The sequence below is a fragment of the Bacillus sp. D48C genome, assembly GCF_053345735.1.
Map to the genome: position 1 here is coordinate 324,277 of NZ_JBKFAQ010000004.1, position 26,776 is coordinate 351,052.

Annotated in this window: 37 protein-coding genes; 8 read left to right on the forward strand and 29 right to left on the reverse strand. The window is 35.6% G+C overall.

Going from position 1 to position 26,776, the window contains the following annotated elements; all coding sequences use genetic code 11:
• The first annotated feature begins 15 nt into the window (after positions 1-15).
• Entirely contained in the window at positions 16-531 is a 516-nt protein-coding gene (locus ACLBXA_RS13495; RefSeq protein ID WP_000037536.1) for a type 1 glutamine amidotransferase domain-containing protein, read from the forward strand.
• Positions 532-592: 61 nt separating this feature from the next.
• Here the strand turns inward: ACLBXA_RS13495 and ACLBXA_RS13500 are convergent, their stop codons facing one another.
• Positions 593-757 (reverse strand): hypothetical protein, encoded by a 165-nt coding sequence (locus tag ACLBXA_RS13500; RefSeq protein ID WP_176518783.1) that lies wholly within the window; start codon positions 755-757, stop codon positions 593-595.
• 99 nt (positions 758-856) lie between these two features.
• Here ACLBXA_RS13500 and ACLBXA_RS13505 point away from each other — a divergent pair, with 99 nt between their 5' ends.
• Positions 857-1,060 carry a hypothetical protein gene (locus ACLBXA_RS13505; RefSeq protein ID WP_001063872.1) on the forward strand — a complete coding sequence of 68 codons (204 nt, stop codon included), beginning with the start codon at positions 857-859 and terminating at the stop codon, positions 1,058-1,060.
• 116 nt (positions 1,061-1,176) lie between these two features.
• Here ACLBXA_RS13505 and ACLBXA_RS13510 read toward each other — a convergent pair whose 3' ends face one another.
• Positions 1,177-1,725 (reverse strand): NAD(P)H-dependent oxidoreductase, encoded by a 549-nt coding sequence (locus ACLBXA_RS13510; RefSeq protein ID WP_000789181.1) that lies wholly within the window; start codon positions 1,723-1,725, stop codon positions 1,177-1,179.
• Between the two features lie 23 nt (positions 1,726-1,748).
• On the reverse strand, positions 1,749-2,288 hold the full coding sequence (locus ACLBXA_RS13515) for an ester cyclase (protein ID WP_000511560.1): 540 nt from the start codon (positions 2,286-2,288) through the stop codon (positions 1,749-1,751).
• A 169-nt stretch (positions 2,289-2,457) separates the two neighbouring features.
• Between ACLBXA_RS13515 and ACLBXA_RS13520 the strand changes: the two genes are divergently transcribed.
• Positions 2,458-2,796, forward strand: a complete 339-nt coding sequence (locus ACLBXA_RS13520) for a winged helix-turn-helix transcriptional regulator (RefSeq protein WP_000997917.1) — start codon at positions 2,458-2,460, stop codon at positions 2,794-2,796.
• A 55-nt stretch (positions 2,797-2,851) separates the two neighbouring features.
• Here ACLBXA_RS13520 and ACLBXA_RS13525 read toward each other — a convergent pair whose 3' ends face one another.
• From ACLBXA_RS13525 to ACLBXA_RS13545, 5 genes are all read right to left on the reverse strand, one after another.
• Positions 2,852-4,054 carry an MFS transporter gene (locus ACLBXA_RS13525; RefSeq protein ID WP_000742945.1) on the reverse strand — a complete coding sequence of 401 codons (1,203 nt, stop codon included), beginning with the start codon at positions 4,052-4,054 and terminating at the stop codon, positions 2,852-2,854.
• Positions 4,055-4,266: 212 nt separating this feature from the next.
• Positions 4,267-4,845: a TetR family transcriptional regulator gene (locus ACLBXA_RS13530; RefSeq protein ID WP_002162922.1), complete on the reverse strand. Its 579-nt coding sequence runs from the start codon at positions 4,843-4,845 to the stop codon at positions 4,267-4,269.
• A gap of 129 nt (positions 4,846-4,974) precedes the next feature.
• Positions 4,975-5,289 (reverse strand): DMT family transporter, encoded by a 315-nt coding sequence (locus ACLBXA_RS13535; RefSeq protein WP_000539671.1) that lies wholly within the window; start codon positions 5,287-5,289, stop codon positions 4,975-4,977.
• Positions 5,290-5,291: 2 nt separating this feature from the next.
• Positions 5,292-5,636, reverse strand: coding sequence for a DMT family transporter (locus ACLBXA_RS13540; RefSeq protein ID WP_000796019.1), 345 nt, complete (start codon positions 5,634-5,636; stop codon positions 5,292-5,294).
• A gap of 411 nt (positions 5,637-6,047) precedes the next feature.
• Entirely contained in the window at positions 6,048-6,407 is a 360-nt protein-coding gene (locus ACLBXA_RS13545; RefSeq protein ID WP_000288075.1) for a MerR family transcriptional regulator, read from the reverse strand.
• A 134-nt stretch (positions 6,408-6,541) separates the two neighbouring features.
• Here ACLBXA_RS13545 and ACLBXA_RS13550 point away from each other — a divergent pair, with 134 nt between their 5' ends.
• A complete protein-coding gene (locus ACLBXA_RS13550) occupies positions 6,542-7,312 on the forward strand; it encodes an SDR family NAD(P)-dependent oxidoreductase (RefSeq protein WP_000878080.1) in 771 nt (256 codons plus the stop codon).
• Between the two features lie 66 nt (positions 7,313-7,378).
• On the opposite strand, the gene ACLBXA_RS13555 is transcribed toward ACLBXA_RS13550, so the two are convergent.
• Both ACLBXA_RS13555 and ACLBXA_RS13560 read right to left on the reverse strand, forming a co-directional pair.
• Positions 7,379-7,834 (reverse strand): N-acetyltransferase, encoded by a 456-nt coding sequence (locus ACLBXA_RS13555; RefSeq protein ID WP_000686659.1) that lies wholly within the window; start codon positions 7,832-7,834, stop codon positions 7,379-7,381.
• A 128-nt stretch (positions 7,835-7,962) separates the two neighbouring features.
• Entirely contained in the window at positions 7,963-8,457 is a 495-nt protein-coding gene (locus ACLBXA_RS13560; RefSeq protein ID WP_000446097.1) for an Lrp/AsnC family transcriptional regulator, read from the reverse strand.
• A gap of 205 nt (positions 8,458-8,662) precedes the next feature.
• On the opposite strand from ACLBXA_RS13560, the gene ACLBXA_RS13565 reads away from it, so the two are divergent.
• On the forward strand, positions 8,663-9,574 hold the full coding sequence (locus tag ACLBXA_RS13565; protein ID WP_001146241.1) for a DMT family transporter: 912 nt from the start codon (positions 8,663-8,665) through the stop codon (positions 9,572-9,574).
• A gap of 34 nt (positions 9,575-9,608) precedes the next feature.
• On the opposite strand, the gene ACLBXA_RS13570 is transcribed toward ACLBXA_RS13565, so the two are convergent.
• The 9 genes from ACLBXA_RS13570 to ACLBXA_RS13610 form a co-directional block, all read right to left on the reverse strand.
• Complete coding sequence (locus ACLBXA_RS13570; RefSeq protein WP_000897996.1) at positions 9,609-10,094, reverse strand: PRK06770 family protein; 486 nt, start codon at positions 10,092-10,094, stop codon at positions 9,609-9,611.
• A complete protein-coding gene (locus tag ACLBXA_RS13575) occupies positions 10,094-10,495 on the reverse strand; it encodes a nuclear transport factor 2 family protein (protein ID WP_001126695.1) in 402 nt (133 codons plus the stop codon). Before ACLBXA_RS13575 ends, ACLBXA_RS13570 begins: the two co-directional genes overlap by 1 nt.
• 154 nt (positions 10,496-10,649) lie before the next feature.
• Positions 10,650-11,054: a DoxX family protein gene (locus ACLBXA_RS13580; RefSeq protein ID WP_001077751.1), complete on the reverse strand. Its 405-nt coding sequence runs from the start codon at positions 11,052-11,054 to the stop codon at positions 10,650-10,652.
• A 152-nt stretch (positions 11,055-11,206) separates the two neighbouring features.
• Complete coding sequence (locus ACLBXA_RS13585) at positions 11,207-12,280, reverse strand: DUF871 domain-containing protein (protein ID WP_000580615.1); 1,074 nt, start codon at positions 12,278-12,280, stop codon at positions 11,207-11,209.
• Positions 12,281-12,328: 48 nt separating this feature from the next.
• The gene (locus ACLBXA_RS13590; RefSeq protein WP_000711295.1) at positions 12,329-13,693 is read right to left on the reverse strand and encodes a PTS transporter subunit EIIC; all 1,365 of its coding nucleotides are present in this window, start codon (positions 13,691-13,693) and stop codon (positions 12,329-12,331) included.
• Between the two features lie 24 nt (positions 13,694-13,717).
• Positions 13,718-14,602: an N-acetylmuramic acid 6-phosphate etherase gene (gene murQ, locus ACLBXA_RS13595; protein ID WP_000892343.1), complete on the reverse strand. Its 885-nt coding sequence runs from the start codon at positions 14,600-14,602 to the stop codon at positions 13,718-13,720.
• 155 nt (positions 14,603-14,757) lie between these two features.
• Positions 14,758-15,621 (reverse strand): MurR/RpiR family transcriptional regulator, encoded by an 864-nt coding sequence (locus ACLBXA_RS13600; protein WP_000648168.1) that lies wholly within the window; start codon positions 15,619-15,621, stop codon positions 14,758-14,760.
• 29 nt (positions 15,622-15,650) lie between these two features.
• Positions 15,651-15,965, reverse strand: a complete 315-nt coding sequence (locus tag ACLBXA_RS13605) for a hypothetical protein (protein ID WP_000704960.1) — start codon at positions 15,963-15,965, stop codon at positions 15,651-15,653.
• 124 nt (positions 15,966-16,089) lie between these two features.
• Positions 16,090-17,217 carry a cation:proton antiporter gene (locus ACLBXA_RS13610; RefSeq protein WP_000899807.1) on the reverse strand — a complete coding sequence of 376 codons (1,128 nt, stop codon included), beginning with the start codon at positions 17,215-17,217 and terminating at the stop codon, positions 16,090-16,092.
• A 201-nt stretch (positions 17,218-17,418) separates the two neighbouring features.
• Here ACLBXA_RS13610 and ACLBXA_RS13615 point away from each other — a divergent pair, with 201 nt between their 5' ends.
• Complete coding sequence (locus ACLBXA_RS13615; RefSeq protein ID WP_003276830.1) at positions 17,419-18,879, forward strand: amino acid permease; 1,461 nt, start codon at positions 17,419-17,421, stop codon at positions 18,877-18,879.
• A 28-nt stretch (positions 18,880-18,907) separates the two neighbouring features.
• Here ACLBXA_RS13615 and ACLBXA_RS13620 read toward each other — a convergent pair whose 3' ends face one another.
• The 4 genes from ACLBXA_RS13620 to ACLBXA_RS13635 all read right to left on the reverse strand — a co-directional run bounded on the left by ACLBXA_RS13620 (position 18,908) and on the right by ACLBXA_RS13635 (position 22,346).
• Positions 18,908-19,078, reverse strand: a complete 171-nt coding sequence (locus ACLBXA_RS13620; RefSeq protein ID WP_001174833.1) for a hypothetical protein — start codon at positions 19,076-19,078, stop codon at positions 18,908-18,910.
• Between the two features lie 12 nt (positions 19,079-19,090).
• The gene (locus ACLBXA_RS13625) at positions 19,091-19,294 is read right to left on the reverse strand and encodes a hypothetical protein (protein ID WP_000435797.1); all 204 of its coding nucleotides are present in this window, start codon (positions 19,292-19,294) and stop codon (positions 19,091-19,093) included.
• A gap of 79 nt (positions 19,295-19,373) precedes the next feature.
• Positions 19,374-21,836 carry a LamG-like jellyroll fold domain-containing protein gene (locus ACLBXA_RS13630; RefSeq protein WP_000439563.1) on the reverse strand — a complete coding sequence of 821 codons (2,463 nt, stop codon included), beginning with the start codon at positions 21,834-21,836 and terminating at the stop codon, positions 19,374-19,376.
• Positions 21,837-22,097: 261 nt separating this feature from the next.
• Positions 22,098-22,346 (reverse strand): hypothetical protein, encoded by a 249-nt coding sequence (locus ACLBXA_RS13635; protein ID WP_003276823.1) that lies wholly within the window; start codon positions 22,344-22,346, stop codon positions 22,098-22,100.
• Between ACLBXA_RS13635 and ACLBXA_RS13640 the strand changes: the two genes are divergently transcribed.
• Positions 22,234-22,614 (forward strand): S-Ena type endospore appendage, encoded by a 381-nt coding sequence (locus ACLBXA_RS13640; RefSeq protein ID WP_223308658.1) that lies wholly within the window; start codon positions 22,234-22,236, stop codon positions 22,612-22,614. The genes ACLBXA_RS13635 and ACLBXA_RS13640 overlap by 113 nt on opposite strands.
• Before the next feature lie 53 nt (positions 22,615-22,667).
• On the opposite strand, the gene ACLBXA_RS13645 is transcribed toward ACLBXA_RS13640, so the two are convergent.
• The 4 genes from ACLBXA_RS13645 to ACLBXA_RS13660 form a co-directional block, all read right to left on the reverse strand.
• The gene (locus tag ACLBXA_RS13645; protein WP_000525819.1) at positions 22,668-23,012 is read right to left on the reverse strand and encodes a DUF3992 domain-containing protein; all 345 of its coding nucleotides are present in this window, start codon (positions 23,010-23,012) and stop codon (positions 22,668-22,670) included.
• 20 nt (positions 23,013-23,032) lie between these two features.
• Complete coding sequence (locus ACLBXA_RS13650) at positions 23,033-23,401, reverse strand: DUF3992 domain-containing protein (protein WP_001277542.1); 369 nt, start codon at positions 23,399-23,401, stop codon at positions 23,033-23,035.
• A gap of 98 nt (positions 23,402-23,499) precedes the next feature.
• Positions 23,500-24,105 (reverse strand): DedA family protein, encoded by a 606-nt coding sequence (locus ACLBXA_RS13655; RefSeq protein WP_000435017.1) that lies wholly within the window; start codon positions 24,103-24,105, stop codon positions 23,500-23,502.
• A gap of 11 nt (positions 24,106-24,116) precedes the next feature.
• On the reverse strand, positions 24,117-24,398 hold the full coding sequence (locus tag ACLBXA_RS13660; protein WP_000733844.1) for a YkvA family protein: 282 nt from the start codon (positions 24,396-24,398) through the stop codon (positions 24,117-24,119).
• 351 nt (positions 24,399-24,749) lie between these two features.
• Here ACLBXA_RS13660 and ku point away from each other — a divergent pair, with 351 nt between their 5' ends.
• A complete protein-coding gene (ku, locus tag ACLBXA_RS13665; protein WP_000557750.1) occupies positions 24,750-25,562 on the forward strand; it encodes a non-homologous end joining protein Ku in 813 nt (270 codons plus the stop codon).
• A gap of 18 nt (positions 25,563-25,580) precedes the next feature.
• On the opposite strand, the gene ACLBXA_RS13670 is transcribed toward ku, so the two are convergent.
• On the reverse strand, positions 25,581-26,360 hold the full coding sequence (locus tag ACLBXA_RS13670; protein ID WP_447617250.1) for a DUF2935 domain-containing protein: 780 nt from the start codon (positions 26,358-26,360) through the stop codon (positions 25,581-25,583).
• Positions 26,361-26,374: 14 nt separating this feature from the next.
• The gene (locus ACLBXA_RS13675; RefSeq protein ID WP_003257386.1) at positions 26,375-26,743 is read right to left on the reverse strand and encodes a VOC family protein; all 369 of its coding nucleotides are present in this window, start codon (positions 26,741-26,743) and stop codon (positions 26,375-26,377) included.
• Positions 26,744-26,776 lie beyond the last annotated feature (33 nt).

Genomic DNA, 26,776 nt, shown 5'->3' on the forward strand with positions numbered 1-26,776 from the left:
AAGGAGCGGATTAGAATGAGTAAAAAAATTGCTATTTTAATAACGGATTATTTCGAGGACACAGAATACACAGAGCCAGTAGAAGCTTTTAAACAGAAGGGATATGAATTAACAACTATTGAAATGGAAAAAGGTAAAACGGTACACGGTAAACAAGAAAAAAGCGAAGTCGTAATTGATAAAAATATTGATGGTGTTTCTCCAGAAAACTTTGATGCACTCTTCATACCCGGTGGATTTTCTCCAGATATACTTCGTGCAGATGAGCGTTTCGTTCGCTTTAGTAAAGCATTTATGGATGCAAAAAAACCTGTTTTCGCTATTTGTCACGGACCTCAGCTACTCATCACTGCACAAACACTTGAAGGACGTGATGTCACTGGATATAAATCTATTGAAGTCGATTTAAAAAACGCCGGCGGAAACTTTCATGACACAGAGGTTGTCGTATGCCAAAACCAGCTAGTCACAAGTAGACAACCAGAAGATATACCGGCGTTTATTAAAGAATCATTGCGTATATTAGGATAACTACTTTGGTTAACTAACCTCCTTTTATTTACATGAAAATAATGAATCAGTGGGGTTTTATTCATCCCCCCACTGATTCATTAGCCCTCACCAACTGGTCGTTTGCAGAAAATCCGACCACCACAAATAGCAAGATAAATAAAAAGAGGGGAATCCAAAAGTTCAGTTTTAATAATCTTTTGGATTCCCCTCTTTTCTCGCCCAAAAATTCCTTATCACTTTTCATAGGCAGTTCTCATATAGTGAAAATGACTATATAATTCCTATCCATAAGTTAAATAATGATTTCGCACATATATAAATACAAAAGATGGGAGCCCTATTTATGAATAACAATCCACCTTCAACGCCCCAAGACAACTCCGAAAACAATAGCCGTGATATCACACTGCAAACATTAAGGGTCATCGGACTCGTCGTCCTTATTAGTGGTTATATCCTCGTTGCGCTCTCTGAAGTAGGTGAGCTGAAAGTCTTATTAACAAACCCAAATAGCAATCCTGATTTAGCTGAAGTTGATCCGTTTTAAAAAGAATAACATATCACCCTTCCTAAAAAAACGTAACAACTGATTCATTCGGCTGGGCAAATTTTGCGAAGTTATGGATAGAGTCATCCCCGCATTAAATACGGGGATGACTCTAATTATTGAATGACTTCTTCTAAACGATTCTTCAAGTTCCCTAAATACTTCTCTATATCCGGATTCTTCACCACATCATAACAAGCAAAACTCTTTAACGGACTCATACCGAGAAACTTCTGCACGCGGTGTAAATGACTAAGCGCTGATTCTAAACTTTCTCCTTCAAAGAACTTCGTCTTATCTCCAAATGCTTTTTCAGGTGCATTCCAAGTTGTAGAGAACATATACTCTTTCTCTTTTAATAAACCACCTGTTCCATATTCATCAGCACCTTTAAAGAACAAACCGTATTCATATACTTCATCCATATACGTTTTAAATAAGCCCGGTACACTAAACCAGTAAATCGGCGTTTGATAAATCACAACATCAGCCCATAAAAACTTATCTTGTTCTTCTTTAATATTGTAACCATCTTGAATCGTTGTTGTTTTCACATGATGATTCTCGCCTAATACAGTAACCATATAATCTACTAACGTTTTATTTAATCGTCCTTCCTTTGTACCGTATTTTTCATGTCCATTTATAATAAATATATTTTTCATCGCTTTCCTCTCCCTTATATGATCTACTCTTCAGCTATTAAGCCGAGTTGCTGCTGTAGTGTAAGATTATCTTCTAAATGCCAATCTTCTGTTATCTTTCCGTCTTTCACATGTAAAATATCAATTGCAAAAAAATTAATTTTCTTACCATTATGCGTTCCTGTAAAAGAAAGACGGGCCGTTACTTTATCACCAACAACTAATAAGTCTTCAATCTCGCAATGTATATCAGGCACAACTTTACGAAAATTTTGCGCTGCAAACTTTAATCCTTCAATACCTTGTGGTCGCCCTTTCGGCAATGTATTATCGAAGAAATCTTTAGTAACAGTCTGCGGAATAAGTTCCTCCTTACCTGTATCCCAAAATGCATAAAAACGCTGCGCCGCATGAACCATTTCTGTCGCTTCTTTTTTACTTAGTGAGGGATCAATTGTCATTGCTTTTGGCTTTGGCATTTCTTTTAATAACTGAACTTCAGTTTTTTGTTCCACACCACATGCTACAAGCACAATACAAATAACAAACAAACTAAGAAACCCAAATAACTTTTTTATCCCCATGGAAATCACCACCTCCTTATATAAATCCTTTTTGTTTCGTATTGCTATTGTATATGCACTAACTTCCTTTATGGAAGTAGTGATATTTTTTTCATATAGTTACCAAAAGTATAGTTTTGTGATACTATAAAGCAAATTCATCCAAAAAAATTTTATGGAGGCTAGTTCCATGAACGATATAAATCCAGTTGAATTAACGAAAGGTTTACCTGGCATACCTTGTCCCATCGCTAAAACGCTTGATGTAATTAGTACAAAATGGACGTTTTTAATCATTCGTGATCTTCTTATCGAAGGAACATTACGCTTTAGTGATTTACAAAAATCAATGGATGGTATTAGTCCAAAAACATTATCGCTTCGACTAAAAGAATTAGAGTCTCAAGGCATTATAACGAGAAAAGTATATCCAGAAGTTCCGCCTCGTGTAGAGTACACATTAACGGATAAAGGAAAGCAATTAGAGGGGATTTTTATTGAATTAAAACGGTTTGGGTTAAGTTTATAAAATGAAACTTTAATCAGGATAAAACAAAAACCCCTTACCGTCGTAAGGGGTTTTATTACTTCGCAAAACTTTCAGCCAACTGTTTCTCTCTCCACATAAATGTAATGCCGAGACCAACTATTAAAACAACGCCTGAAAATGCATATGGATAATGAATATTCATATCAAATAATATTCCGCCCATCGCTGGTCCTGCGATATTTCCTAAACTCGTATAAGTCGAGTTCATACCAGCAACGAATCCTTGCTCTTTTCCAGCTGCTTTTGATAAAAACGTCGTTAAAGCTGGACGAAGTAAATCAAATGCTAAGAAAATGAAGCAAGTAACGAGAAGTACAATCCAATAATTAAAGACTACAGTCGAGACGAATGCTAATACTGCCCCTACAATTAAACATATTTGGATTAATACTTTCTCACCGAACATGTCTACCAATTTGCCAAACATAAATACCTGTACAACTACCCCAAAGATTGAACTAATTGTAATAATCGCTGCAATATCTTTCGGCGAGAAACCAAATTTATGATCAGAGAACAAGCTAAACACTGTTTCATACGCTGATAATCCGAATGCGAGTACAAATACAATAATAAATGCAATTGCATACATTGGATGTAATGATTTCTTTAAATCACCAATAAAACTTGATTCTTTCGTATTAGAAGAAATCTCTGCAAGTTCTTCTTTCGTTAACGGTTCTTTTAAAATAAAGATCGAAATCACACATGCTATAAAAGCAATTACTGCTGCAACGAAAAACGGCACACGTATACCGTATTCTGCAATAAATCCGCCGATTCCAGGCCCTATAATGAATCCAGTACTAATAGCCGCAGATAAGTATCCCATCGCCTTTGGACGTTCCTGAATAGATGTAATATCCGCAACATATGCCGTAACACCAGGCATAATAAACGCAGCACTAATTCCGCCTAATACCCTTGCTACATAAAGCATCCATACATCTTTTCCTAATCCAAAAAGAAGTTCTGAAACACCAAAAATAAATAATCCAATGATGATCATTTTCTTCCTACCGTAAAGGTCAACCCATCGGCCTGTAATAGGTGAAGTAATGAGCTGGGCCATTGCAAACACTGCAACGAGATATCCCATCGTCTTCCCTGTTAAACCCATATCATTCATAAAGGACGGCATAACCGGAATGATTAATCCAATCCCTAAAAAAGCGATAAATATATTACTCAAAAGAATGACCAATACCATCTTTTGTTCTTTTATCGGTTTCTTCACTTTTTAACACCTCTTCCCGTAAGCTCCTCTCAAAAAATAATGCCCAAGAAGCTTTTTCTTTATCCTGCTATTTGTGGGCTAATCATGAGTAGAGATGCCTCCACTCATTAGAATTTCACTCTATCCTTCCACACATACATAAATATTAGGTGAATGACTATCATTCATTTCCCCTCAAAAATAAACCTACCTTTTCAGACAGGTTCATCTCACTATTTCTTTATATGTAGTGCATGTGTTAAAAAATCTAGTACTTCTGCCTTTTGTAGCTCGACCTGCTCATCATCTTTATGATCATATAAATAAACTTGTTCCGCTGCTGATTCAACAAGAGCAATAAATAACTTCGCTGTTCGCTCTGCGTGAACTGAATCACGAATTTCACCGGCTTCTTTCGCCCCACTTAAAAATTCACTTAGCCACATATAAAGAGGCTCATACACAGCTTCCCATTCTTTTATATGTTCCGTAGATGCAAGACCTGCATACATTAAAGCTTGTATTTCACGATATTCCTCTATAAAGTGAAACACCGCATCGATTACTTGTGCCACTTTATTTGAAAAAGGTACATCTTTTTGTACTTTTTCTTTCACTGCAAGTATCATCTTTTCAACCATCACTTCTGCTATTGCAGGCATAACAGATAGCTTAGAAGGAAAATATAAATAGAAAGTTCCTTGCGCAATGCCAGCTAATTTCACGATATCAGAAATCTTCGTTTTTTCGACGCCCTTTTCCTGAAACACTTCAATAGCTGCATAGACAATTTTCTCTTTTTTATTCATCATCTAAACCCTTTCACACGCGTATTGAATGACTGTCACTCATTTTATAAAATAACTAGCTGTACTGTCAATTATCGTGCACTTTTTATAATAAAAATCTCCTAACGACTTGTTAGGAGATACAGTATATCTTTAAGAAAGTGCCTTTAATCCTGTCACTCCACATACAATAAGAAACACACTAATGATACGCGCTTTACTTTTCGACTCACCAAACAAGAACATGTTTAACAAAACTGCACCTGCTGTTCCGATACCAATCCAAACCGCATATGCGACACTTACTTGTAAAAATAAGAAGGAAGTATACAAAAATGCGAAGGATGTAGCAAACCCACCTATATAAATCGCACCATTGGCTAATGTCTTATCTTTACTATACATTTTAAGTCCTATCACACCGACTATTTCACTAATTGCAGCACAAAATACGAAAAACCAACCCATTTTTAAGCAACTCCTTCCACAGTTTCTTCTTTATTGTCAGCTAACTTTAAACCGATAACGCCGGCTACTACCATAAGAATGAAGAATAGTTTGCCTGCGCTGAAACTTCCACCGAAAAGAAATACATCCATTAAGAAAGTACCTACCGTACCAGCTCCAGCGAAAATAGCATATACAGTTCCTGTTGCAAGATGTTCACACGCTTTAGAAAGGAAGTGAAAATCAACAGCGATAACTCCTAAAATAATAATCCAATGCCACCAAGTATTAGCCGTATTAAAACCAAACACCCAAAAAATTTCAAAGATACATGTTAATATGACATATAACCAAGCTCTATTTTTCATACCTCTCACCTCTTATGACTGACTATCAGTCATTTTTGTTTTAAAAAAATATACTCTTTCATCAATACTATATAAAAACAACTATCATCCTCATTTACCATTGTATTTGTTCCATTTCTAAGCTAAATGCATCCTGTCACATAAAAATGACTGAATGTCATTCATATGTATTGTACATGAACATTTTAAAAATTGTCAATGCCGAAAGTTTATTTAAAATTTCTATCATCAGATTTGTATATTTCCTAATAATCTGTCAATAATGCTAGTAACATAATATTTTCTCCACTCCCCCTTGGAGAGATCCCTTGAATGGAGCAGTTAGCTTTTGCTAGCTGCTCTTTTTTATTTATCCGCACACTATGATGAAATACTCATAGATCAAATCCATTTTTCATCACATAACAACATCTATTTATTTTCCAATGAGCCTTTGTATGCACTAATTTTATTCTCGAGCATCTTCTCTGTAACTTCTAAGTTTTCTCTTTGAATCTGAATAGATTTCCTATGATCTTCTAGAAGCTGTAAACGAGCTTCTGTTGTATGCTCCCCTTCTGTATATAGTCTAGCGTATTCTCTTATTTTCGCTATTGGCATTTGCGTTTGTTTTAATTTCATTACAAACTGCAACCACTTTATATGTGACTCTTCGTAAAGTCGATTTCCATTTGTATCACGATTTGCAATTAATATACTTTCCTTTTCATAATAGCGTAGTGTATGTGTGCTCACTCCTAATAATTTTGCTACCTCGCTAATTGTGTACATACTCAAACTCCCTCCATATGCTTACCCTCATATATCTTATGACCGAATCAAATTTATAAAAAACATTTGACTTAGAGTATACTCTAACAAATACAATCTAACCATAAATGAATTTGAATTTAGGGGGATTTTATATGAAATACACGGTTATTACTGGCGCAAGTTCCGGAATTGGTTATGAAGCAGCTTTAGCATTTGCATCTCGCGGAAAAAATTTAGTACTTGTAGCTCGAAGACAAGAAGAATTAAACGGATTAAAATTGAAAATTAACGAAATGCATCCTGAGTTGGATGTTGTCATTCGAAAAACTGATTTATCTGTGACTGAAGATGTTTATAAACTTTATGAAAGCCTACAAGCTTTTCAAATTGAAACGTGGATTAACAACGCAGGTTTTGGTAATTTCGCCTCAATTGCTGAACAAAATTTAAATAAAATAGAGACGATGTTGCATGTCAATATAGAAGCACTAACAATACTCTCTTCTCTTTTCGTTCGAGATTATTCAATGGTTGATGGAACACAGCTTATTAACGTTTCATCTGGCGGCGGATACACGATTGTTGCTGATGCTGTTACGTATTGCGCTACGAAATTTTATGTAAGTGCCTTTACAGAAGGGCTGTCTCACGAACTGAAAGAACAAGGCGCAAAACTGCAAGCAAAAGTTTTAGCTCCTGCTGCAACTGAAACAGAATTTGCGAAACGTTCATTTGATATTGATGAATTCCAATACGATAATGTTGTACCAAAATTCCACACTGCAAAACAAATGGCACAATTTATGCTCGATCTTTATGATAATGATAAAGTTGTAGGGCTTGTCGATGGTTCTACTTATAACTATGAGCTTAAAAATCCCATTTTTAATTTTGCAGTACGAAAAACGAATTCAAGTTCTTAATTCCCCTAAAATATAGATGCCTACTATTACATAAATAATAGTGGGACTTTTCTCTCTCTGAAACTTTCACCCAACATACCGAACCATCGCCACTTCATCACAATAATCAACCTTTGGACAATGTCTACAATCAATCCATACTTTCTCTGGTAACGCCTCTCTATTCACAAAATCAAACCCGCACTTTTGAAAAAATTCCGTTTCATATGTTAAAGAAATGACTCTATTCACTTTTATTTTCGCTGCTTCATTTATTACATGGTTCACTAACATACGCCCTATCCCTTTTCCTGCATATGTATGCGAAACTACTAACGATCGTATTTCTGCAAGATCTTCCCCCAATACATGCAATCCAGCAACTCCAACAATTTTCTCGTCCTCTTTCATAACATATAAACATTGCAAATATTGATAAAGAGACAAAAGAGATCGCGGTAAAACAACTCCCTCTTTTGCATAAACCTCAATAAGACTATAAATTTCTTTCACATCACTCGTCACCGCATTACAGATTTTCATATTACATCCCCTTGCCCTCGATATTAATATTTATAACTTCAAATGAATTTTAATTCATAATTTTATATAATAATACATCTCTCTTTTCTCCTCGTCAATCAATTTATACAAACAAAAAACCAAGCAATCTAATCGATGCTCGGTTCCTCATTTCGTATCGGCAATACTGTCGAATATTTAATTTCACGAAGTGCTAAACTTGTCTGTATCCTTGTAATACCAAGCTTATTCAGCTTTCTAATAAACTGCTCTAGTTCTTTACGATCACGATTTGCAACCTTTAATAAATAATCGTACTCTCCTGTTAAACAGTGACATTCTAACACTTCCGGCATCGATTCTAATTCTTTCTCCAACACTTCCAACTTGTCAAATTGATGAATATTCGTACTCATAAAAATAAAACATAATAAATCAAACCCAAGCTTTTCTTGATTTAAAATCGCGACTTGCTTATCGATGAAACCTTCCCCATCCAATCTTTTTATTCTTGCATGCATCGCAGCCGGTGATAAATTAACGCGACGTGCCAGCTCTGCATTACTTACTTGTGACTCCTTCTGCAATATATCTAAAATTTGTACATCCAAATCATCCAACACTTTAATAACAGACGACTCCATTACAATTCCCCCTTTTTTCTTACCGATGATTATTCGAAAAAACACCTTATACCTTACACGAAACTGAATATCATTCCGTAAATATCACTCATCACTAAAGATTTTATCGAGTTTTCACCATTATACAAAAGAATATATTACACAATAAAGAAAAATGCTAAAATTATTTACAATAAGTATTGATTACAAAAAAGGGGATTTTATCATGCCTTATTTTTACGTCTTTTTACTATTACTAACGAGCTTATTATGGGGAGGAAATTTCGTCGTTGGAAAATCACTCGTCGATCATGCATCGCCGATGACACTGACAAATTTAAGATGGATGATTGCGATTGTTTGTTTATTACCAATGGTATGGTTTAAAGAAAAGAAAATCCTTCCACCACGTACCGCAATACTTCCGTTAATATTGATGGGAATTTCAGGGGTCGCTCTTTTTAACATCTTTCAATTTTTAGCATTAGAAAAAACATCCGCTACGAATGTAGGTCTTATCTCTACTTTGAATGCAATTTCAATTGCATTATTTTCAGTATTATTTCTAAAAGAAAAAGTAAATACACTTCAAATCCTATCCATGATTCTTTCATTCTTCGGGGTTATCCTCGTCCTATTAAAAGGTGATTTCTCGCTTTTATTTTCACTACATTTTAATAGTGGCGATTTATGGATGATTGCAGCAGTTTGTATTTGGGGAATCTATTCTGTTTGTAGTAAATGGGCAACAAAAACAACTACACCACTTATGGCAACGTTGTACTCTGGTATTTTCGGCGTTATTTTATTACTACCGTTTAACATAGGTAGCTTCACTGTTTCAAATATAAATACTTCTTTCATCACATCACTTTTATATACTGGGCTTATTTCGACAGTTCTTTGTATGGTATTTTGGAATATTGGCGTACAAAAATTAGGCGCAACTACATCAGGTATTTTTCTAAACTTCAATCCAATTTTCACAGCCATTTTAGCATTCATATTCCTCGGAGAAGAATTAACGTGGATACAAATTTTAGGAACAATTGTCGTTGTAACAGGATGTTATTTATTTTCTCATTTCAAAACTGTCGCTGTTCAGCCTGTTAGACCTTTAATGCGAAAACATCCTTAATGAAAAAACATCGTCATCTGGGTTGGCGATGTTTTTATTTACTCTTCATTTCTTTTATATACTGCTTTTCCTCTTCTGGCGATAAACGTTCCGTCGCCTTGCCAGTATCTCCACCTTGAAGGCTCCATAAAAAGTTATGCTCCTCAACAGTTTGAGAAAAATCTCCTTTTTCCCATCTATTTATAATAGAAAATAACTTCATTTTATATTGAAAACCTGTACTATTTTCAATATCTCTTTTTACATTAGAAATTTCCTTTTTTGTCATCTCTACAAATCCCCATTTTTCAGAGGATTTTACCTTTTGGTGCACCATTTTATGCATGGTAGAAATAATTTCACCTTCACTAATTTGCGGGGCTTCTTCTGCAGCTTTTTTCTCTTTTTCGTTTGCCGCTCGCTCGGTTTGAATATTTGTATTTTCTTTTTCCACATATGCAAGCAATTTCTTTCCGCCAACTATAGAAGAGATGATTACCATAATGGTAATACATATACCTACAATCCATTTAAAAAGCATTAGCTCTTCATCGCTTCCCTAACAATATGACTATCTACATATTGCTTAAACTTCACGATTTTTCCATCTTCAAGCTGCCATACATGAACAAATTCTGCTTCAAATGATTTTCCTGTTTCTTTATAAACTCCAGAATACATACCTTCTGCAATAATTACATCTTTTCCGTCTACCTCATGATATGTATTTACACTTGCTTTATAATCATCCCAGTCTGATCCTAAACGGCTAAATACATTTTCCATTATAGCTTCTACGCCTTTATATGTTCCGCCGTATGGGAAACCTTCTGCCTCTGTCCATTCCACTTTTTCAGAGAAGGCTTCTGCTAAATGCTTTGCATTCGAAGAAGCTGATCCTTCATACGTGCTTTGAATAATTTCTAAATTTGATTTAGGCATATTACTTCCTCCCGTTTATTTATTTTTACACAAGACGTAACCAATGTAGTTACACCTTGTGTAAAAAAATATTTAAATTGTTTCATTCGTAATTCATTAGTTGTAATCATTATAGTTACAATAATTCTTCAAGTCAACAATTTATAAATAAAATTTACTTCGTTTTCATTACTTTCTCTTTTAAGAAACGATCTACATATCCTTCTGCTTTTACTACGAATAAATACGCACCCATTGATAATAATGCAAGATCTAATTCATATCCTGGATTCTTTCCATCTCCTAATAAACCTGCTGCTCCATTTACCTTTACGATAGCTCCAGCTAAAATAAGAGCGAATAACAATCCTACATATCGTACACCTAAACCGATAATTAATAATATACCACCAACTAATTCTACAGTTGCTACGCCGTATGCAAGGCCACCTGGTAAACCGATGCTTGTAAACCATCCTGCTACATTATCGATACCTGATTGAAACTTTGCTAAACCGTGTGCAAAGAACGTAACTCCTAACACGATACGAATAATTAAATTCCCAATATATTGATTCATTTTGAACTCTCCTTTTTGTTTTGTTATGGTGAACTTTTATTTACAAGTCAAAACAATACGGTATTTTATTTCATTCGTCAAATACTTTTTTAAAGAAAATAAAAAACATTATCCGTTTTACGGATAATGTTTTCCTACAAAATAGCGCTAATTCAAGCTTTTATTCTATCGCATAGAAAAAGTTGAAACATTTTTCCAGCGCCAATATAAGGCAGTAAAGACACGTCCTCTTCCACAACCATTCCCACAACATTCACTTTCTCATCTACAGGTAAATCATGTGTAGCAACTTGCATCTCCCCTGCATATCTACCGTACAATTCATTATCAATTGTAATGCTGCCTTTCTTTCTTACAATTGTATGCATCGGCTGTAAAACCACTCTATTTCCTTCCCTTGATTCTACAGATCGAATAACATCACGAGCCGGATCTAGTCTATTTGTATGCACTTGCTCCACCACTTTTAATACTTCTTTATCAGTTATAAATGATTTGTAACGCAATGGAATAATCCCCCTACTCGCACTAGCTACTTCTTGCATACTTTCCAAACTTGCGCTTATATCTCCAATCAATACTTTATCAACACCACAATCTTGAACAAGTTCTAAGTACGCTTCAAGCGGGCGCATATTGCGATGTTTTTCTAACGTTGGTAACCCTTCATATAACGGACCACGTTTTTCCGCGTCTCCTGGAATAAATGCCATCGTTTTTATTCCGCACTCCTGTAAATATTGATTTTGTTTTTGTAAGAAGGACTTTGCTAGTCCTGTCTCTGGACGTGGGTAAAAATTATGCAACGCTTCTACATTCTCTACTCGTATATGTTCTGTAAGTAACTCTTTCCAAAATGGCTTTGTAATCGTACTCGCATTTAAAGCTACTTTCATCTTATGAGATACGCTTGCAATTTCTTTTGGCGCAATGCCGTAATCCATTCTTAAACCGGTAATGCCCCAGTCCAATAGTTCTTCCACATTTTCATATGTTAGCCCTAAATGATGTAACGATTTTGGAGAAACATCAACCATTAACTCCATTTCATTTTCAAGAGCCTGCTTCCCAAGTATCTGAATTAACTCTTTATACGTACCAGGATCATCCTCTGGTATATGAAGTGATGTAAAAATAGACAAAAATCCATTTTCCTTCGCCACTTTTAGCCACTCTTCTTGTTTCTCTACTCGTTCTTTTGAAAGATAAATGGAAACTCCGATCATATAAATCTCCCTTTCTATTAATAGAAAAAGAGAAAGGAATCCCTTTCTCTATATGTTTTCTGCCATTTCTTCTTTAAATCCGAAGAAGTACGTAAAGATAAATCCGAAAGTATATGCAATTACTAAACCTAAGAAATATAGTAAATATTTATTGTCAGCAATTAACGGAATTAAAGATAGCCCTGATACGCCAATTCCAAGTGAAGCCGTTTGCATAACTGCTTGGAATGCACCACCGACAGCCGCTCCTAAACAAGCAGTAATAAACGGTTTCCCAAGTGGTAATGTAACCCCGTATAATAACGGCTCACCAATTCCTAAAAAGCCAACTGGCAATCCACCTTTAATTACATTTCGAAGTCGTTTGTTTTTTGTTTTCACATAAATCGCAATTGCTGCGCCCACTTGGCCAGCACCAGCCATTGCGAGCACTGGTAATAAAGGTGTTACGTGTGTTTGATTAATAAATTCCATATGAATTGGTGTTAAACCGTGATGCAATCCGACCATAACGAGAGGTAAAAATGTTCCCGCAAGTACTGCGCCAGCAAATGCTCCGCCAATATTTAAAATAGCATTAATTCCGCTCGTAATACCATCTGATAAGAAACCTGCTAATGGCTGAATGGCTAACATCGTTACGATACTTACAACTAATACAGTAATGAGTGGTGTCACGATAATATCAACTGCATTTGGCACTGCTTTTCGAACTTGTCTTTCCACTACAACCATAAGCCATGCTGCAAAAATAACTGCAAACAATCCGCCCCGTCCGGGCACTAATGCTTCACCAAACAATTTTACGTTTGCCATCGCCGGGTTGAAAATTAAAATACCAGCAATTGCCCCAAGAACCGGTGTCCCGCCAAATTCTTTCGCTGTATTCCAGCCGACTAAAATTCCTAAGAATGTAAAGATACCGCCGCCAATGAGTAGTAACATTTGTAACCACGTTGCATTTGGATCAGCACCAGCATTTTTCGCAAAGTTAGCAACCCCGTTTATAATTCCTGACGCAACAAGCCCCGGAATTAATGGGATGAAAATACTTCCTATTTTTCGTAAAAAGTTTTTCACCGGTGTATTATTTTTCTTCTTAATCTCTGATTTCATCTCTTGCCCAATATCTTCAAGGTGATGATCTGCTACCTCACCAATTCGTAGTCCTGTCAAACCTTCCATTTCAGCTGCTACTTTATTTACTGTTCCTGGACCAACGACAACTTGAAGCGTCTCATCTTCTATAACACCCATAACGCCTTCAACTTTTTTCAAAAGGTCCATATTTACTTTACTTTCATCATGAAGCGTTAAACGTAGTCTCGTCATACAATGAGCAATACTACGAATATTTTTTATTCCCCCAAGTTGCTCCGAAATTTCCTTGGCCATTCTCTCTTCTTTCTTCATAATAGAATCCCCCTTCCTATTACTTTATAGTGCTTTCTTCACAAACCCTTTTGCGTATTTTAGTTTCTCCAGTGCTTCCCCATACTCACACTGCAACAACACCATAACAATGGCAGCTTTTACGTTACGTTCTGCCTTTTCATAATACTCTGCCGCTACTTCATAACTAGCGCCTGTTGCTTCCATAATAATTCGTTTTGACCGTTCTACTAACTTTTCATTTGTGGATTGAACATCTACCATTAAGTTTTTATATACTTTTCCTACACCAATCATCGAAGCTGTTGAAATCATATTCAGCACTAATTTTTGTGCTGTACCAGCTTTTAAACGCGTTGATCCTGTTAATATTTCTGCACCTGTCTCTACTTCTACATTTAACTTTGCATATTTACTTATTTCAGCATTTTTATTACAAGAAATACTCGCTGTACTCGCTCCTACGCTCTGTGCGTATTTCAAGCCGCCAATTACGTAAGGAGTTCTGCCACTTGCAGCAATTCCAATCACTGTATCTTTCTCATTTAATCCAATACTTTTTAAATCTTCTTCTGCTAACTCTTCGCGATCTTCGGCACCTTCCACCGCTTTAGTAAACGCTTTCAACCCACCTGCTATAAATCCTTGCACCATTTTATCATCCGTGCCAAATGTCGGCGGACATTCCACTGCATCTAGAATACCTAAACGACCACTCGTACCAGCACCAATGTAAATTAAACGTCCCTCTTCTTCAAAAGATTTAATAACAGTCTGTACAACCTTTTCAATTTGTTCTATCTCTTTTTCAACTGCTAACGCAACAGTTCGATCTTCTTCATTCATACTTTGCAATACTTCTTTTATGCTCATTTCATCCAGATTCATTGTTTTCTCATTACGATGTTCTGTCGATAAATTTTCTAACATATTGTCACCCTCTTTGAAATTATATTTCACACTTTTATTATAACTTTAAGAAACTAAAAATCAATATCCCTTTCTTATTTTATGAAATAAAATTTCACAACATGACATATTTGTGTCAAAGATAATAAAAAAGATGAGTCTCCTCATCTTTTCTTCTACTTTAACTTCCGTAACCGCAACGCTTCTTCTCGCGTCTCCATAAATTGATCCAATACTTTATTACCAATTCGGTTGAAAGTAATCACATATAAAGCATCAATCATATTCAGTTGCGTCATTCTCGACGCAATACTTGCAATACGATGATCTTGTTCTACATCTGGCATACAAAGACGAATGTCCGCTTCTTTATATAAGGGGGATGATTGATCTAGCTTCGTAATTCCAATAACAGTTGCACCTTGTCTCTTTGCATACTGCGCCATTTCAAGCACATCTCTCGTTCGACCAGATGTTGAAATCGCAACAAATATATCGCCTTCTTTTAAATTCGTCACAAGCGGCAACATCATATGAAAATCAGATAGCATCATCGCTGTAAATCCAAGCCGTGTAAATTTATACGCCCCATCCATTGCTGGCGTAGCTGATCCACCTACGCCGTAAAATATAATTTTGCCCGCATTGACAATACGATCTGCAGCTTTCTCAAGTTCCTTCTTATCTATCGCAGTAACGCTCGCCTCAATTGCAGCTTTATTCACATAAGTGACTTTATTAAACAAATCGTACGGTCCATCTTCCGTATTCATCACTGAAAAATCGTTAATATTATAATCAGCAATCGTTAATTCACGAACGAGTGCTATCTTAAATGCTTTAAAACTTCCGATCCCAATCGACTTACAAAAACGAACGACACTCGCCTCACTTGCGCCTGCATTCGTTGACACTTCTTTCGTCGTTAAGTTCGGAACAATCTCTGCATTCTCCATTATGTACATGGCAACCTTCTTTTCAGCTGGTGAAAATTGATCCATATTACTTTCAATTTTAAATAGTAATGTTGAAGCTTTCACTATTTAACCTCCACTTCTTACGGTTGCGTTCACTTATTTTCTCTTGCTTCAAGAAGGTAAAAACCATCATCGCCAGGAGGATGAAACACATTTACAATGCGATTCCCTTTTTGATAAACAGTTCTTTCTCCTTCTGTCCACTTCTCTTTCCAACCGTTCATCCAAATCGCAACATCAGGTAAAAAAGCAGTATATTTCAGCTTCTGACCGTACTCACCATCTGCTTCTTCCGAAAAAATAGAAACCGGAAAATCTTTCACTTTTGATTCTTTCCATGCAGTAAATGGTATACATACTGCAATAAGTACGATTACACCGATAACCTTCTCCTTCGTAATCTTCACACTTCCCTCTCCTTGTCATATCACATACATAGATTTTACCATAATTACAAACCCTTCATGCTATATGACCATTGCTTTTTGGAATAAAAAAAGAGCTTACCTACATCAGATAAGCCCTTCCTCTCTATACAAAATATTTCTTCAAAAGTGGCGGTGTAATAATCGTCGTCAATATAACAACAATAACAATCGCTGTGAAATTTTCTTTCGCTAATAAATTCGCCGTAAGTCCATTTGCTGCGATGATAAGTGCTACTTCACCACGTGATACCATCCCCGCGCCAATACTAATAGAAGATTGGAGATTAAAACCTGTCAATCTCGCTCCTAAACCTGATCCAATTAACTTTGTGAAAATCGCAATGAGGGTCATAATAATAATGAACCAAAGCTGGCTTCCAATGCCTTGAAATGTAATTTCCATTCCGATACTTACGAAGAATACTGGAACAAATATTGCATAAGCAATCGGTTCAATTTTATGTTCCACTTCATGCTTATACTCTGTTTGAGAAATAGCAATTCCTGCTGCAAATGCTCCAATAATGCCTGCAATTCCCATCATTTCACTGTAATAAGAAAAAGAGAAGCAAATAATAAGAGCCGCGCTAATTAACGCTTCTGTTACACGAAGCGGGACAAGCATTTTCATAATCCAAGGAACGACTTTCCAAGCAATAAAAACAATACTTACAAAGAAAATAATTTTCTTTGCAATGACAAGTGTTATATTTACATCTTGTGTTCCTAAAAAACTCATTACAAATGCCAATAAAATAACGACAATGACATCATCAAATACGGCAGCACCTAAAATTGTTGTACTTTCTCTCGTATTCATTTTTCCTAAATCACGTAGCGTCTGCACCGTAATACTAACCGATGTTGCGCAAAGTAATAATCCTAAAAAAATGGCATGGGACTGCATTAATCCAAACAGCAATCCTGTTACATAACCACCGATGAAAGGAAAAATAATTCCACCAGCCGCTACTGCAAATGACGATTTCAAATTCCGATTTAACTCTTCTAAATCTGTTTCAAGTCCCGCCATAAACATAAGTAACAAAACACCAATCTCACTCAGTTCATCAATTAGTTCAGAACTATTAATAATACCGAGTACAGCTGGACCGATAATAATACCGACAATTAACTTACCAAGTACAGAAGGCTGACCAAGTCTCACGCTAATGTCACCAGCTAATTTCGTACAAAGTAAAATGACGACAAGTTCAAAATAAAATAACATAGCATCTGCTCCTACTTTAACTTTAATCAGTGGGTCGTTAACCCCCGTTCATTTCTGCAAGTAGTTTCCCCTATTGATCCGAATTTTATTTTTCATATTTTTATTTGACAAAATATTCTGAATTATATTAAGATTAATCCAGCAATTTTAAAAAACTACATACCATAACTGTACCTCCATTTCCTTACATACTCTTTTTTAATGGGCTCATACTATAGTCGCAGTTATGGAAATGAAAAAACGGGGGGAGAGTCCAAAGTGAAGTCATTATTACGAAAAAAAGCGCTTAGTACTGAATCACCAAAGCAGCTAGATAGAACATTAACTGCACTCGATTTAACGTTTTTAGGGATCGGCGCCGTAATTGGGACAGGGATCTTTGTATTAACAGGTATTGTTGCAGCAAAACATTCTGGTCCTGGTATTATGCTATCATTCCTTATTGCTGCATTTACTTGTGCTTGTGTAGCCTTTTGTTATGCTGAATTTGCTTCTTCTATTCCTGTCTCAGGAAGTGTGTATACTTACGCATACATGACAGTCGGAGAAGTCGTCGCCTTCATCGTCGGATGGTGTTTAATGCTCGAATATTTACTTGCCGTTGCAGCAGTAGCTGTCGGTTGGTCTGGTTATTTGCAATCATTACTACAAGGGTTCAATATACACCTACCCGCCATAATCGCCTCGGCCCCCGGCGTAGGAAAAGGTGGTCTCATCGATTTACCAGCTGTCTGCATTTTACTTCTTATTACTGGTCTTTTAAGTTTTGGTATACGTGAAAGTGCACGCATTAATAATATTATGGTTCTTATTAAACTAGCTGTTATCATTGCCTTTATCGTAGCAGGCGCAAAATATGTAAAACCTGAAAACTGGACACCGTTCATTCCATTCGGATACGACGGTATTATTACCGGAGCTGCCACTGTATTCTTCGCCTTTTTAGGTTTTGATGCAATCGCAACCGCTGCAGAAGAAACGAAAAAACCGCAGCGTGACTTACCAATTGGTATTATCGGTTCTCTTCTTATTTGTACTGTTTTATATATGATCGTATCTTTCGTTTTAACAGGTATGGTTCCTTATACGCAATTAGACGTTTCTGATCCAGTTGCATTTGCATTGCATTTCGTTGGTGAGGATGCAATTGCAGGACTACTCGCTGTTGGAGCGATGACTGGAATGACAACCGTTCTCTTAGTCGTTATGTATGGACAAGTTCGAGTTTCGTATGCGATGAGCCGTGACGGTCTACTTCCAAAAGCGTTAGCACGTGTAAATAAAAGAGTAAAAATCCCTTTATTAAATACGTGGATTACTGGCGTTATTGCCGCTTTATTAGCAGGACTTTTAGATTTACATTTGCTAGCAAATTTAGTAAACATCGGTACGTTAACAGCCTTTACATTCGTTTGCTGCGCGGTACTTATTTTACGAAAAACACATCCTGATTTAAAACGTGGATTCCGTACACCTTTCGTACCTGTATTACCAGTTGTCGCGATTCTTTGCTGTTTATATTTGATGGCTAATTTATCTAAAACGACATGGATTAGCTTTATAGCTTGGCTTATAGTCGGTTTATGCTTCTATTTCTTCTACTCTAGAAAGCATAGCCATTTAGCTACCGAAAAAACGAATGATGAACAGAAAAAAGCATAACAAAATAGCTCGCCGTTTTAGCGGCAAGCTATCTTTCTGTACAATTATATTTTTTCGTTAACGATTGTAAAATGAAAAATATGCCGATGCAAGCTGTAAACCACGCCCAATTTCCTATTGGTGTAGAATATTTAAAAACGCCAATACCTACAAGCACTATGAAAATGATTACTTGATATATGAGCTTCCACTTTTGCATATATTCCCTCCTTTACTTCGTTCCCTTCTTTTTATTCTTCCAGGCATTCAAACTATCAAAGAAAAAGTTAATAAATAACGTTCCTAGTCCTGCTAATAAGAAAGTCATTAAAAATAAAACCCAAATACTTTTCTCTTTTAAGAAATAATATCCTACAAGGAGCACAACCGCGATCCATACATATTCAAGAATTCTTTTTAGCTTTTTCTGTTCCAAATTATTCGCTCCTTCTTTCTATGCTACTTTTAGTATAACAAAAAAGAAGCCTATCATGATAAGCTTCTTTTCTTCTCTCTTATTTGTTCATACTTTTTTCAACGAGTGAAATCGCATATTCTAATGTACGATTCATCGTTTCTACCTGTGCATCTTTTACCTTCGCATCTTTTAATACAGCTTCTGCAACTGTAATTTTTTGTTGCAATGATTTCACTGAACCATCTGTTACATTTACAGCTTGCGCTTTCTTCACTACTGCTTTTGCAGATTCAATATTGATCTGTAATTTTTCTTTCGGTGTTTTTGGTTGTTCTTCTGCCACTTTTGATTGTACGAATGTTACATTAGCTGTTTTTAATTCGTTATATGTTTGAATAATTTGTTCCCCAGTACTTCCTACATTTTCAAATGCTTGCTTAGCAGTGTTATAGCTTTTTTCTAGTTCTTGAAATGCTTCCTTTGAATATTGACCTGGCTTACCACCAAACTCATACGTACCATCTAACACTTCCTTTACTTTTCCTAGCTCCTCATATAATGCGTTGACTTGCTCTAACTTCGTACGGTTAGAAAATTCATTGTACGCTGCTAATACTTCTGAAGAACTTAACGCTTTACTATATAATTTTGCAAGCGCGATTTGACCGTTTAATGGAATGCCGCCATTTCCATTGCTATCAGGATCCGCTCCAAATGCAAATGGTACGTTCGGGCTATAAACTTTTCCTTGAGCTAACTGACTATTTACTTTTTTACCATCTACGTAAATTGCCACTTCGCTTCCGTTATATGTTCCTGTTAAATGATACGTTTTGTTCGCTTCCAATTGAACGCCAACACGTTTGTAGCTACCGCCAATGTGAGCCCATAATTCAACATATCCACTTCCTGTAGACTCAAAACCAATTCCGCCGCTCTCTGTATTTTGCAAAATACCTTGTCCGCGAATTTCATTCATTGAAAACACAGTTTCTAACGTAAACGTATTTGCTATTTTCTCTTTTTGTGCTGCTGAAAATGGAATATATCCAAATGTATTAGCTTTTCCATTTAACTTCATAACATTCTTTTTCAATGCTTTATCATATTCAATAGTCACATTACCCTTCAATTCACCTTTTGTACCAAATGGTGAATTGTCTTTAAATGTACCATCTGAGAAATTCACATCAAAAATATCAGCCTTTGGTACTTTCACATTCGGATCAATGTTATCTTTTTTCGTAGTAATTTCTGCCGTTAACGGTTGCACACTTTCATTACCAAATGAATCAATCGCGACTACTTCAAACGTATATGTTCTCCCGCCATCTAATCCTGCAAGTGTAAATGTCAGTTCTTTCGGCACTGGGTCACGATAAAACTCTGAAAATGCTAGTAATTTATTTTTTATTTCTCCAGTTTGCTTATCTCTAGCTTGTACGCGATAAGAATGAACAAGAAGGTTGTCCAATGCTTGCATGAATGTTACTGTTGCTGCATTTTCTGTTACATTCGATACTGATAACTTTGCATCTTTTGCAAAAGATGGCTTTTCTTTATCACGATCTTCTACATGTGTAAAAGTTTCTTTCTTTGATGGCAACTGAATTTTCCATGGCTCGCCTGTCCAAGAATTCGTATGGAAATCGCGTCGATTAATCGTTACTTCTTTATCGTCTACTTCTACTAATAAACCTTGGCTTAATGCACGCGATTCTGAAGGAATATTCCCTTGCACTTTGCCACCCTCTACCTCCATATAGCTTACAGAAGAGGTACCAACAGATGTAAAGTCCTTTTGATGAATCGATCTTGGATCATCTAATGGATAATGCGAATGACCTGAAAACGTAATGACTTGTGGATATTCTTTTAATACTGCATTAATTTTTGCACTATCCTTCGTTCCCCATTCTTGGCTACCGTACACTGTATCTTTAATATGTTGATGTAAAAATACAAAAATCGGTTTTTCTGGATCATCTTTTTGCGCCTTTGCCATTTCTTCTTTTAACCAATTAATTTGTTTGTCCGAATAATACCCATGTGTCGTTTCATTTTCTGGAGACATTACGATAAAATGATACCCTTTTACCACTTTATGATAATAAATTGATTCCATTCCTGTTTTTTCTAAGAAACGCTTCTGTGCTCCCTCTACTGATAAACCGTTCCAATAATCATGATTACCTAGAGAATTCATTCGTACCGCATCTTTATTTGCATTGTCATTATACACTTGCATGAAACGATCATATTGCTGCACAGACCCTGAATCAGTAAAATCTCCTACAATTACGAACGCATCTTGCTTTGGTGCAAGCGTATTGAACTGTTCAATCGCTCTTTTCCAGCGAAACATATCATCTGTTCCACTATTTTTAATATGAACATCACTTACAACGGGGAAAACTATTTTCTTCTCACTTGGTGCCTTTTCTTGCTTTTTCTCTTCCGCTTTGACTGATGTACTCCACGGAAATGATACAAATGCTAATACAAAAACCATCAATAATCCAATAAGACCTTTTACTTTTCGTAAAGCAATTCTTTCCACGTGAATCCTCCTCATAATAATTGATTCATTACAAGGGCTATTTTATCTAATACATGTTAATGTCGTTTAAATAAAAAATGAAGTTTATTAGATTTTTGTAAATATACAGTTAATTAGAAATCAAGTCCAACATTCCTCGTACTATTGTATACAACCACCTTTTGTCTAAAAGAGTCTGATCATTCTTTTCCTATGACTATTCACATATAATCTTTTCTATAACACTAATGATAAGTTAAGGTTTAAGCCTATTAGACAATCTTAATTTTTAATATTTCCTTCTTTTTTTAACACATCGGCCATGCTTTTACATTTAATAGTAGTAAAAGACCACTTAAAAGGAGGGGTTGTATTGAAGAATAAAAAAAATATCGGCTGTTTCGCTCCTTTATCTATTATTTGTCCAGCCCCTTGTCCACCGCCCCCTCCTCCAAATCCAAATTGCGAGCGAGTAACAAATGAATTTGCAGGGAATTTCCTTATAACTAATAACACCATTCCTTCTACCAAAGATGCATCACAATCAATGATACTGTGGCAAAGTGATGGGATACTACTTATATCAGGTACTGTTTCGGTTTACAATAGTACTAGCAGCACAGAATCAATTACAATTCAAATCGTTGGAGCCACAACCAATATTTTCACTGTGTTTCCTGGTAATACAATATCGTACACAGGAAAAAACTTACAGTCAGTCAGTATTATCAATATAACAAGTAATCCTTCACTATATTTAGAAGGCAAGTACTGTTGCGAATTTACATGTTGCTTATAGAATACCAATTTCATTACTTTCTCAAAAAAAGCATACCGTTCACGGTATGCTTTTTATGAGATTGGATAACGTACTGTAATACAAAACTCACCTTGATTAACAGTCGTTCCTGTCGTAGTAATTCGGACAGTAGTAAAATATCGGACAGTGAAAGTACCACTACTTTGTGGTTGTACAGTAATTGTATCAACTACTGTTGCCCCTACTAAAAAATCAACTGTAATCGGGTTGGCTCCCACATCGTATTTCACGTAACCTGAACCATATACTTCTTGCGTGATATTATTTGTATATACAATTTGAGTACCAGCACCTGTAATAGACCAGTCTGTACATACTTGGTCTTGCACAAGTGTTTTATTAGAACAACAAGACAAACTGGAACTTCTCATTCCCATTTTGAACCTCTCCTATTCTGCTATGAAAGTGGATAACGTGTTGTAATACAAAATTCTCCCTGATACGTTCCAGCAGGTGTTGCAGGTAACACAACTTGTATACTATCAAAGCGGCGATACGTAAAAGCAATACTCGTTCCTGGGTTTAATGTTTGTGTATCAATTGTACCCCCAGCAGAATCAAGTACCTCTACAGTAATTGGGCCTGGTCCAACATCATATTTAACAAAACCAGTACCAACTACGTTTTGGTTAATATTATTTGTATAGAGAACATTATCAATTGCTGTTGCAACTACAGTAGCAGACCACGGACTACACACTTTATCTTGCACATAATTTTTATCTGGACAACAAGTTAATGCTGACCCTGAGCACTCACAAGACATAGTTGTTTCCCCTCTCTCTTTTATATTCCCTATATGTGTATGTCCCTCAGAGTCTTTTGCCTGTACTATTCATCTATTTTCAAAAAATATTCAAATGACTAGATAGATTCCGTTTTATTTCTTTTCTTCATATATTTATAGACAAAGATACTAGCAACGATAAGAATAACGCCTCCTAATATCGGTAGCATATATTGCCCAACAACGTCCGCTGCTTTTTCCCAATGAGGACCTAATTTCATTCCAAAATAAACATATAAAGTCGTTAATGGGAACATTGCTACAAATGTATATATACTAAATTTCCATATGTTCATTTTCGCCATACCACACGGAACAGAAATAAGCGTTCGAACTCCTGGCACAAAGCGTCCAACAAATGCTACAACCGGTCCATATTTCTCAAAGAAATCATCTGCTTTTTGAATTTGTTCTTCTTTAATGAAGAAGTATTTCCCGTATTTTATTAATAGAGGACGACCGCCGTAATAACCGAGTGCATATAACGTTAAAGGTCCTGTCGTTCCGCCAAGGGTTCCGGCTAGTACAGCAAGCCAAAAATTCATATCTCCCTCGTACACCCAATAACCAACCATGGGCAAAACTACTTCTGCTGGAATAAATTCAAACGTTAATGCTAACACAACTCCAAAATAAGAAAACTGCTTTAAAAACTCGATTATATCTAAAATAATTTGCTCCATATTTTTAACTCCTATCCTACGTTTACGTTATGCTTTTCTTGTAATTGAACTGGCGCCATTTTTACAATTCGGTTCAAAATAAATAACACAATTCCAATATCATCTAAAATACCGATAAACGGTAAGAAGTCTGGAATTAAATCGAGCGGCATCGCAACATAACCAACTAAAAACGCAATAGATAAAATTTTCTTCTTTATTGAAACCTCTTTTGAAGTGAAAAAGTCAAATAGAAATGGAACAAATCGGCGAACATGAAATACAACTCTTAATCTACTAATAAGTTTTTTCATTTTTATATCTCCTCTCTTTGTATACAAAAAGGACCCTACCAAACATGGTAAGGGTCCTAAAAAAGACAATAAGGGGCCTTTACCATTGCTGGTAAAGGTCTCACTAACAACGGAACGTTGCCAATAAAGCCGAGGGTTTCTCCCTGTAATGACGACTTTACTGTAATAAGTTACTCCCCTTTATAGACAATTTTATACACTCACATTAAAATATTTCGAAGGGCTTGTCAATATATTTTATATCTCAGGCTCTCCCGCTTACTCTTCACTAAAAAAGCAAATAAACGTATAGGAAATTTCTTACTATCTCATAATATACATAATCATTTGTAAGGAAAGGAGAGACTTCATTTGCATACCGTATGGAAAGGTGCACTCTCACTTGGATTATTAAATATAGGAATTAAACTATATAGTGCTGTAGAAGAAAACGATATAAAATTTTTAAGTCTCCATAAAGAATGCTTAACACCTATTAAATATAAAAAATTTGCTCCCGATTGCACGGATGAAGAAATCGATGATACAGATATTGTAAAAGCCTATGAATACGCACCTCATAAATACATTATTATAGATGAAAAAGAATTGGCTGAATTACAAAAAGCTCACGAACCACGCTCCATTCGTATTATATCTTTTGTCCAAAATAACGAAATCGATTCTGTTCTTTATGACCGTTCTTATTTTATAGGCCCTACCCCAGGACATGAAAAATCATATTTATTATTAAAAGAGGCTCTTGAACGTACAAATAAACTTGGGCTTATTCATATTTCTATTAGAAAAAAACAACATTTAGCTATTATCCGTAACTTTGAAGATGGGCTTATGTTACAAACTATTCACTATCCTAATGAAATTCGCGATATAACAAATACACCTAACTTACCAAGTAATGAAAATTATCCTATTCAAAAACAAGAACTCACAGCAGCAATTAATTTAATCCACCACCTTACAAATCCTTTTGAACAAGAAATGTATACAGATGAGTATAAAGAAGCACTTACCGAACTAATCGAAAACAAAATTGAACAACAGGAAAAAACCGAAACAATCTCTCCAACTCCAAACATCATCAATATTATGGAGACATTACAGGCAAGTATTGAACAAGCGAAAATAAAAAGAGAAAATAAAACAGAAAAAGAGGCCAAATAAAATTGGCCTCTTTTTTCTTTAAAGCGGATTACATTTTGGTATCTCAAGTCCAGATGATTGCGCTAATTTTAATAAGTAATAACATTCTTCTCTTGCCATATGATCCGCCATTCTAGCAGATAATGTACTTAATATTTCATTCGATAACTCTAGCTCTTCAACTTCATGGAGAAAATGTGAAAATAATTTTAACTCAAGTGAAACATCTTTTGTAAACTTCTTTAATGCAGGAAAATGATGAAGCTCTGTCCGTAAATACCCTGTCATCTCAACTGCCTTTAAGTAAAATTTTTCAAAGTGCTTCGTGAATTCTTCACTTTTCTCTTTTAATCTTTTTTCAACAAGATCTAGTCCACCAGAAATAGATCCTGCATGACCAGCCGCATCTGTTAACCAAACGAGGTGATAATGTAATTCATGAAAAACAGGCGGAACTTCTCCTTTCTTTAAAAATTCTAACACTGTTATATACTCTTCTACTTCGTTTACCATATGATTGATGAAAGTTGGCGTAAAATGAATAGTGATTTTTCCCTCGAGTTGTTTCTGTATAATACTTAATTTAAACATTCTTATTTCCTTTGCGGCTCGTTCTGCCTCTTTTGAAAATGTAATGAGATTCACATTATGTACTTTATTTAAAAGATTCGTAAATGTTTCAAGAAAATAAGCGGCCTTCTTTATATCCTCTTTTTCCTTCGGAGCTAATACATCAAGTAAAAATTGCGAATGATCAGTAAGCACCTTTAGCCAAAATTGATGCTCAAACAACGCACTTTCTTCATAATTTCTCTCCACTAAATCCCCTCCTTTTATTCGGCCTTCTCTATCACTTGAAGTTTGTATCCATCTGGGTCTTGTACTACAATACTCTTCTCACTTTTGTTTTCCATATATAAAATTTCATAAAACGCTAGCTTCTTTTTTAACTTCTCTATGTTAGAAATCGAAAATGTTAAACCATCGCATGAATTCGTAACACTCTTCTCTCTTCCTCCTAACATGCGATTCATAACAAAACTAATTCTCGTTGAATCGGCATCATACCAAACACCTGTAATATCTAATTGTGGTCTTTCTGAACTAGGTGTTATTCCTAAAATTCCTTCGTAAAAATACAGAGTTTCCTTTAAGTTCTTTACTTCTAACACAATTAAATTTTTTACATTCTCCACATTCATTCCCCCTGCACTTATTACTTTTTTATATGTGTC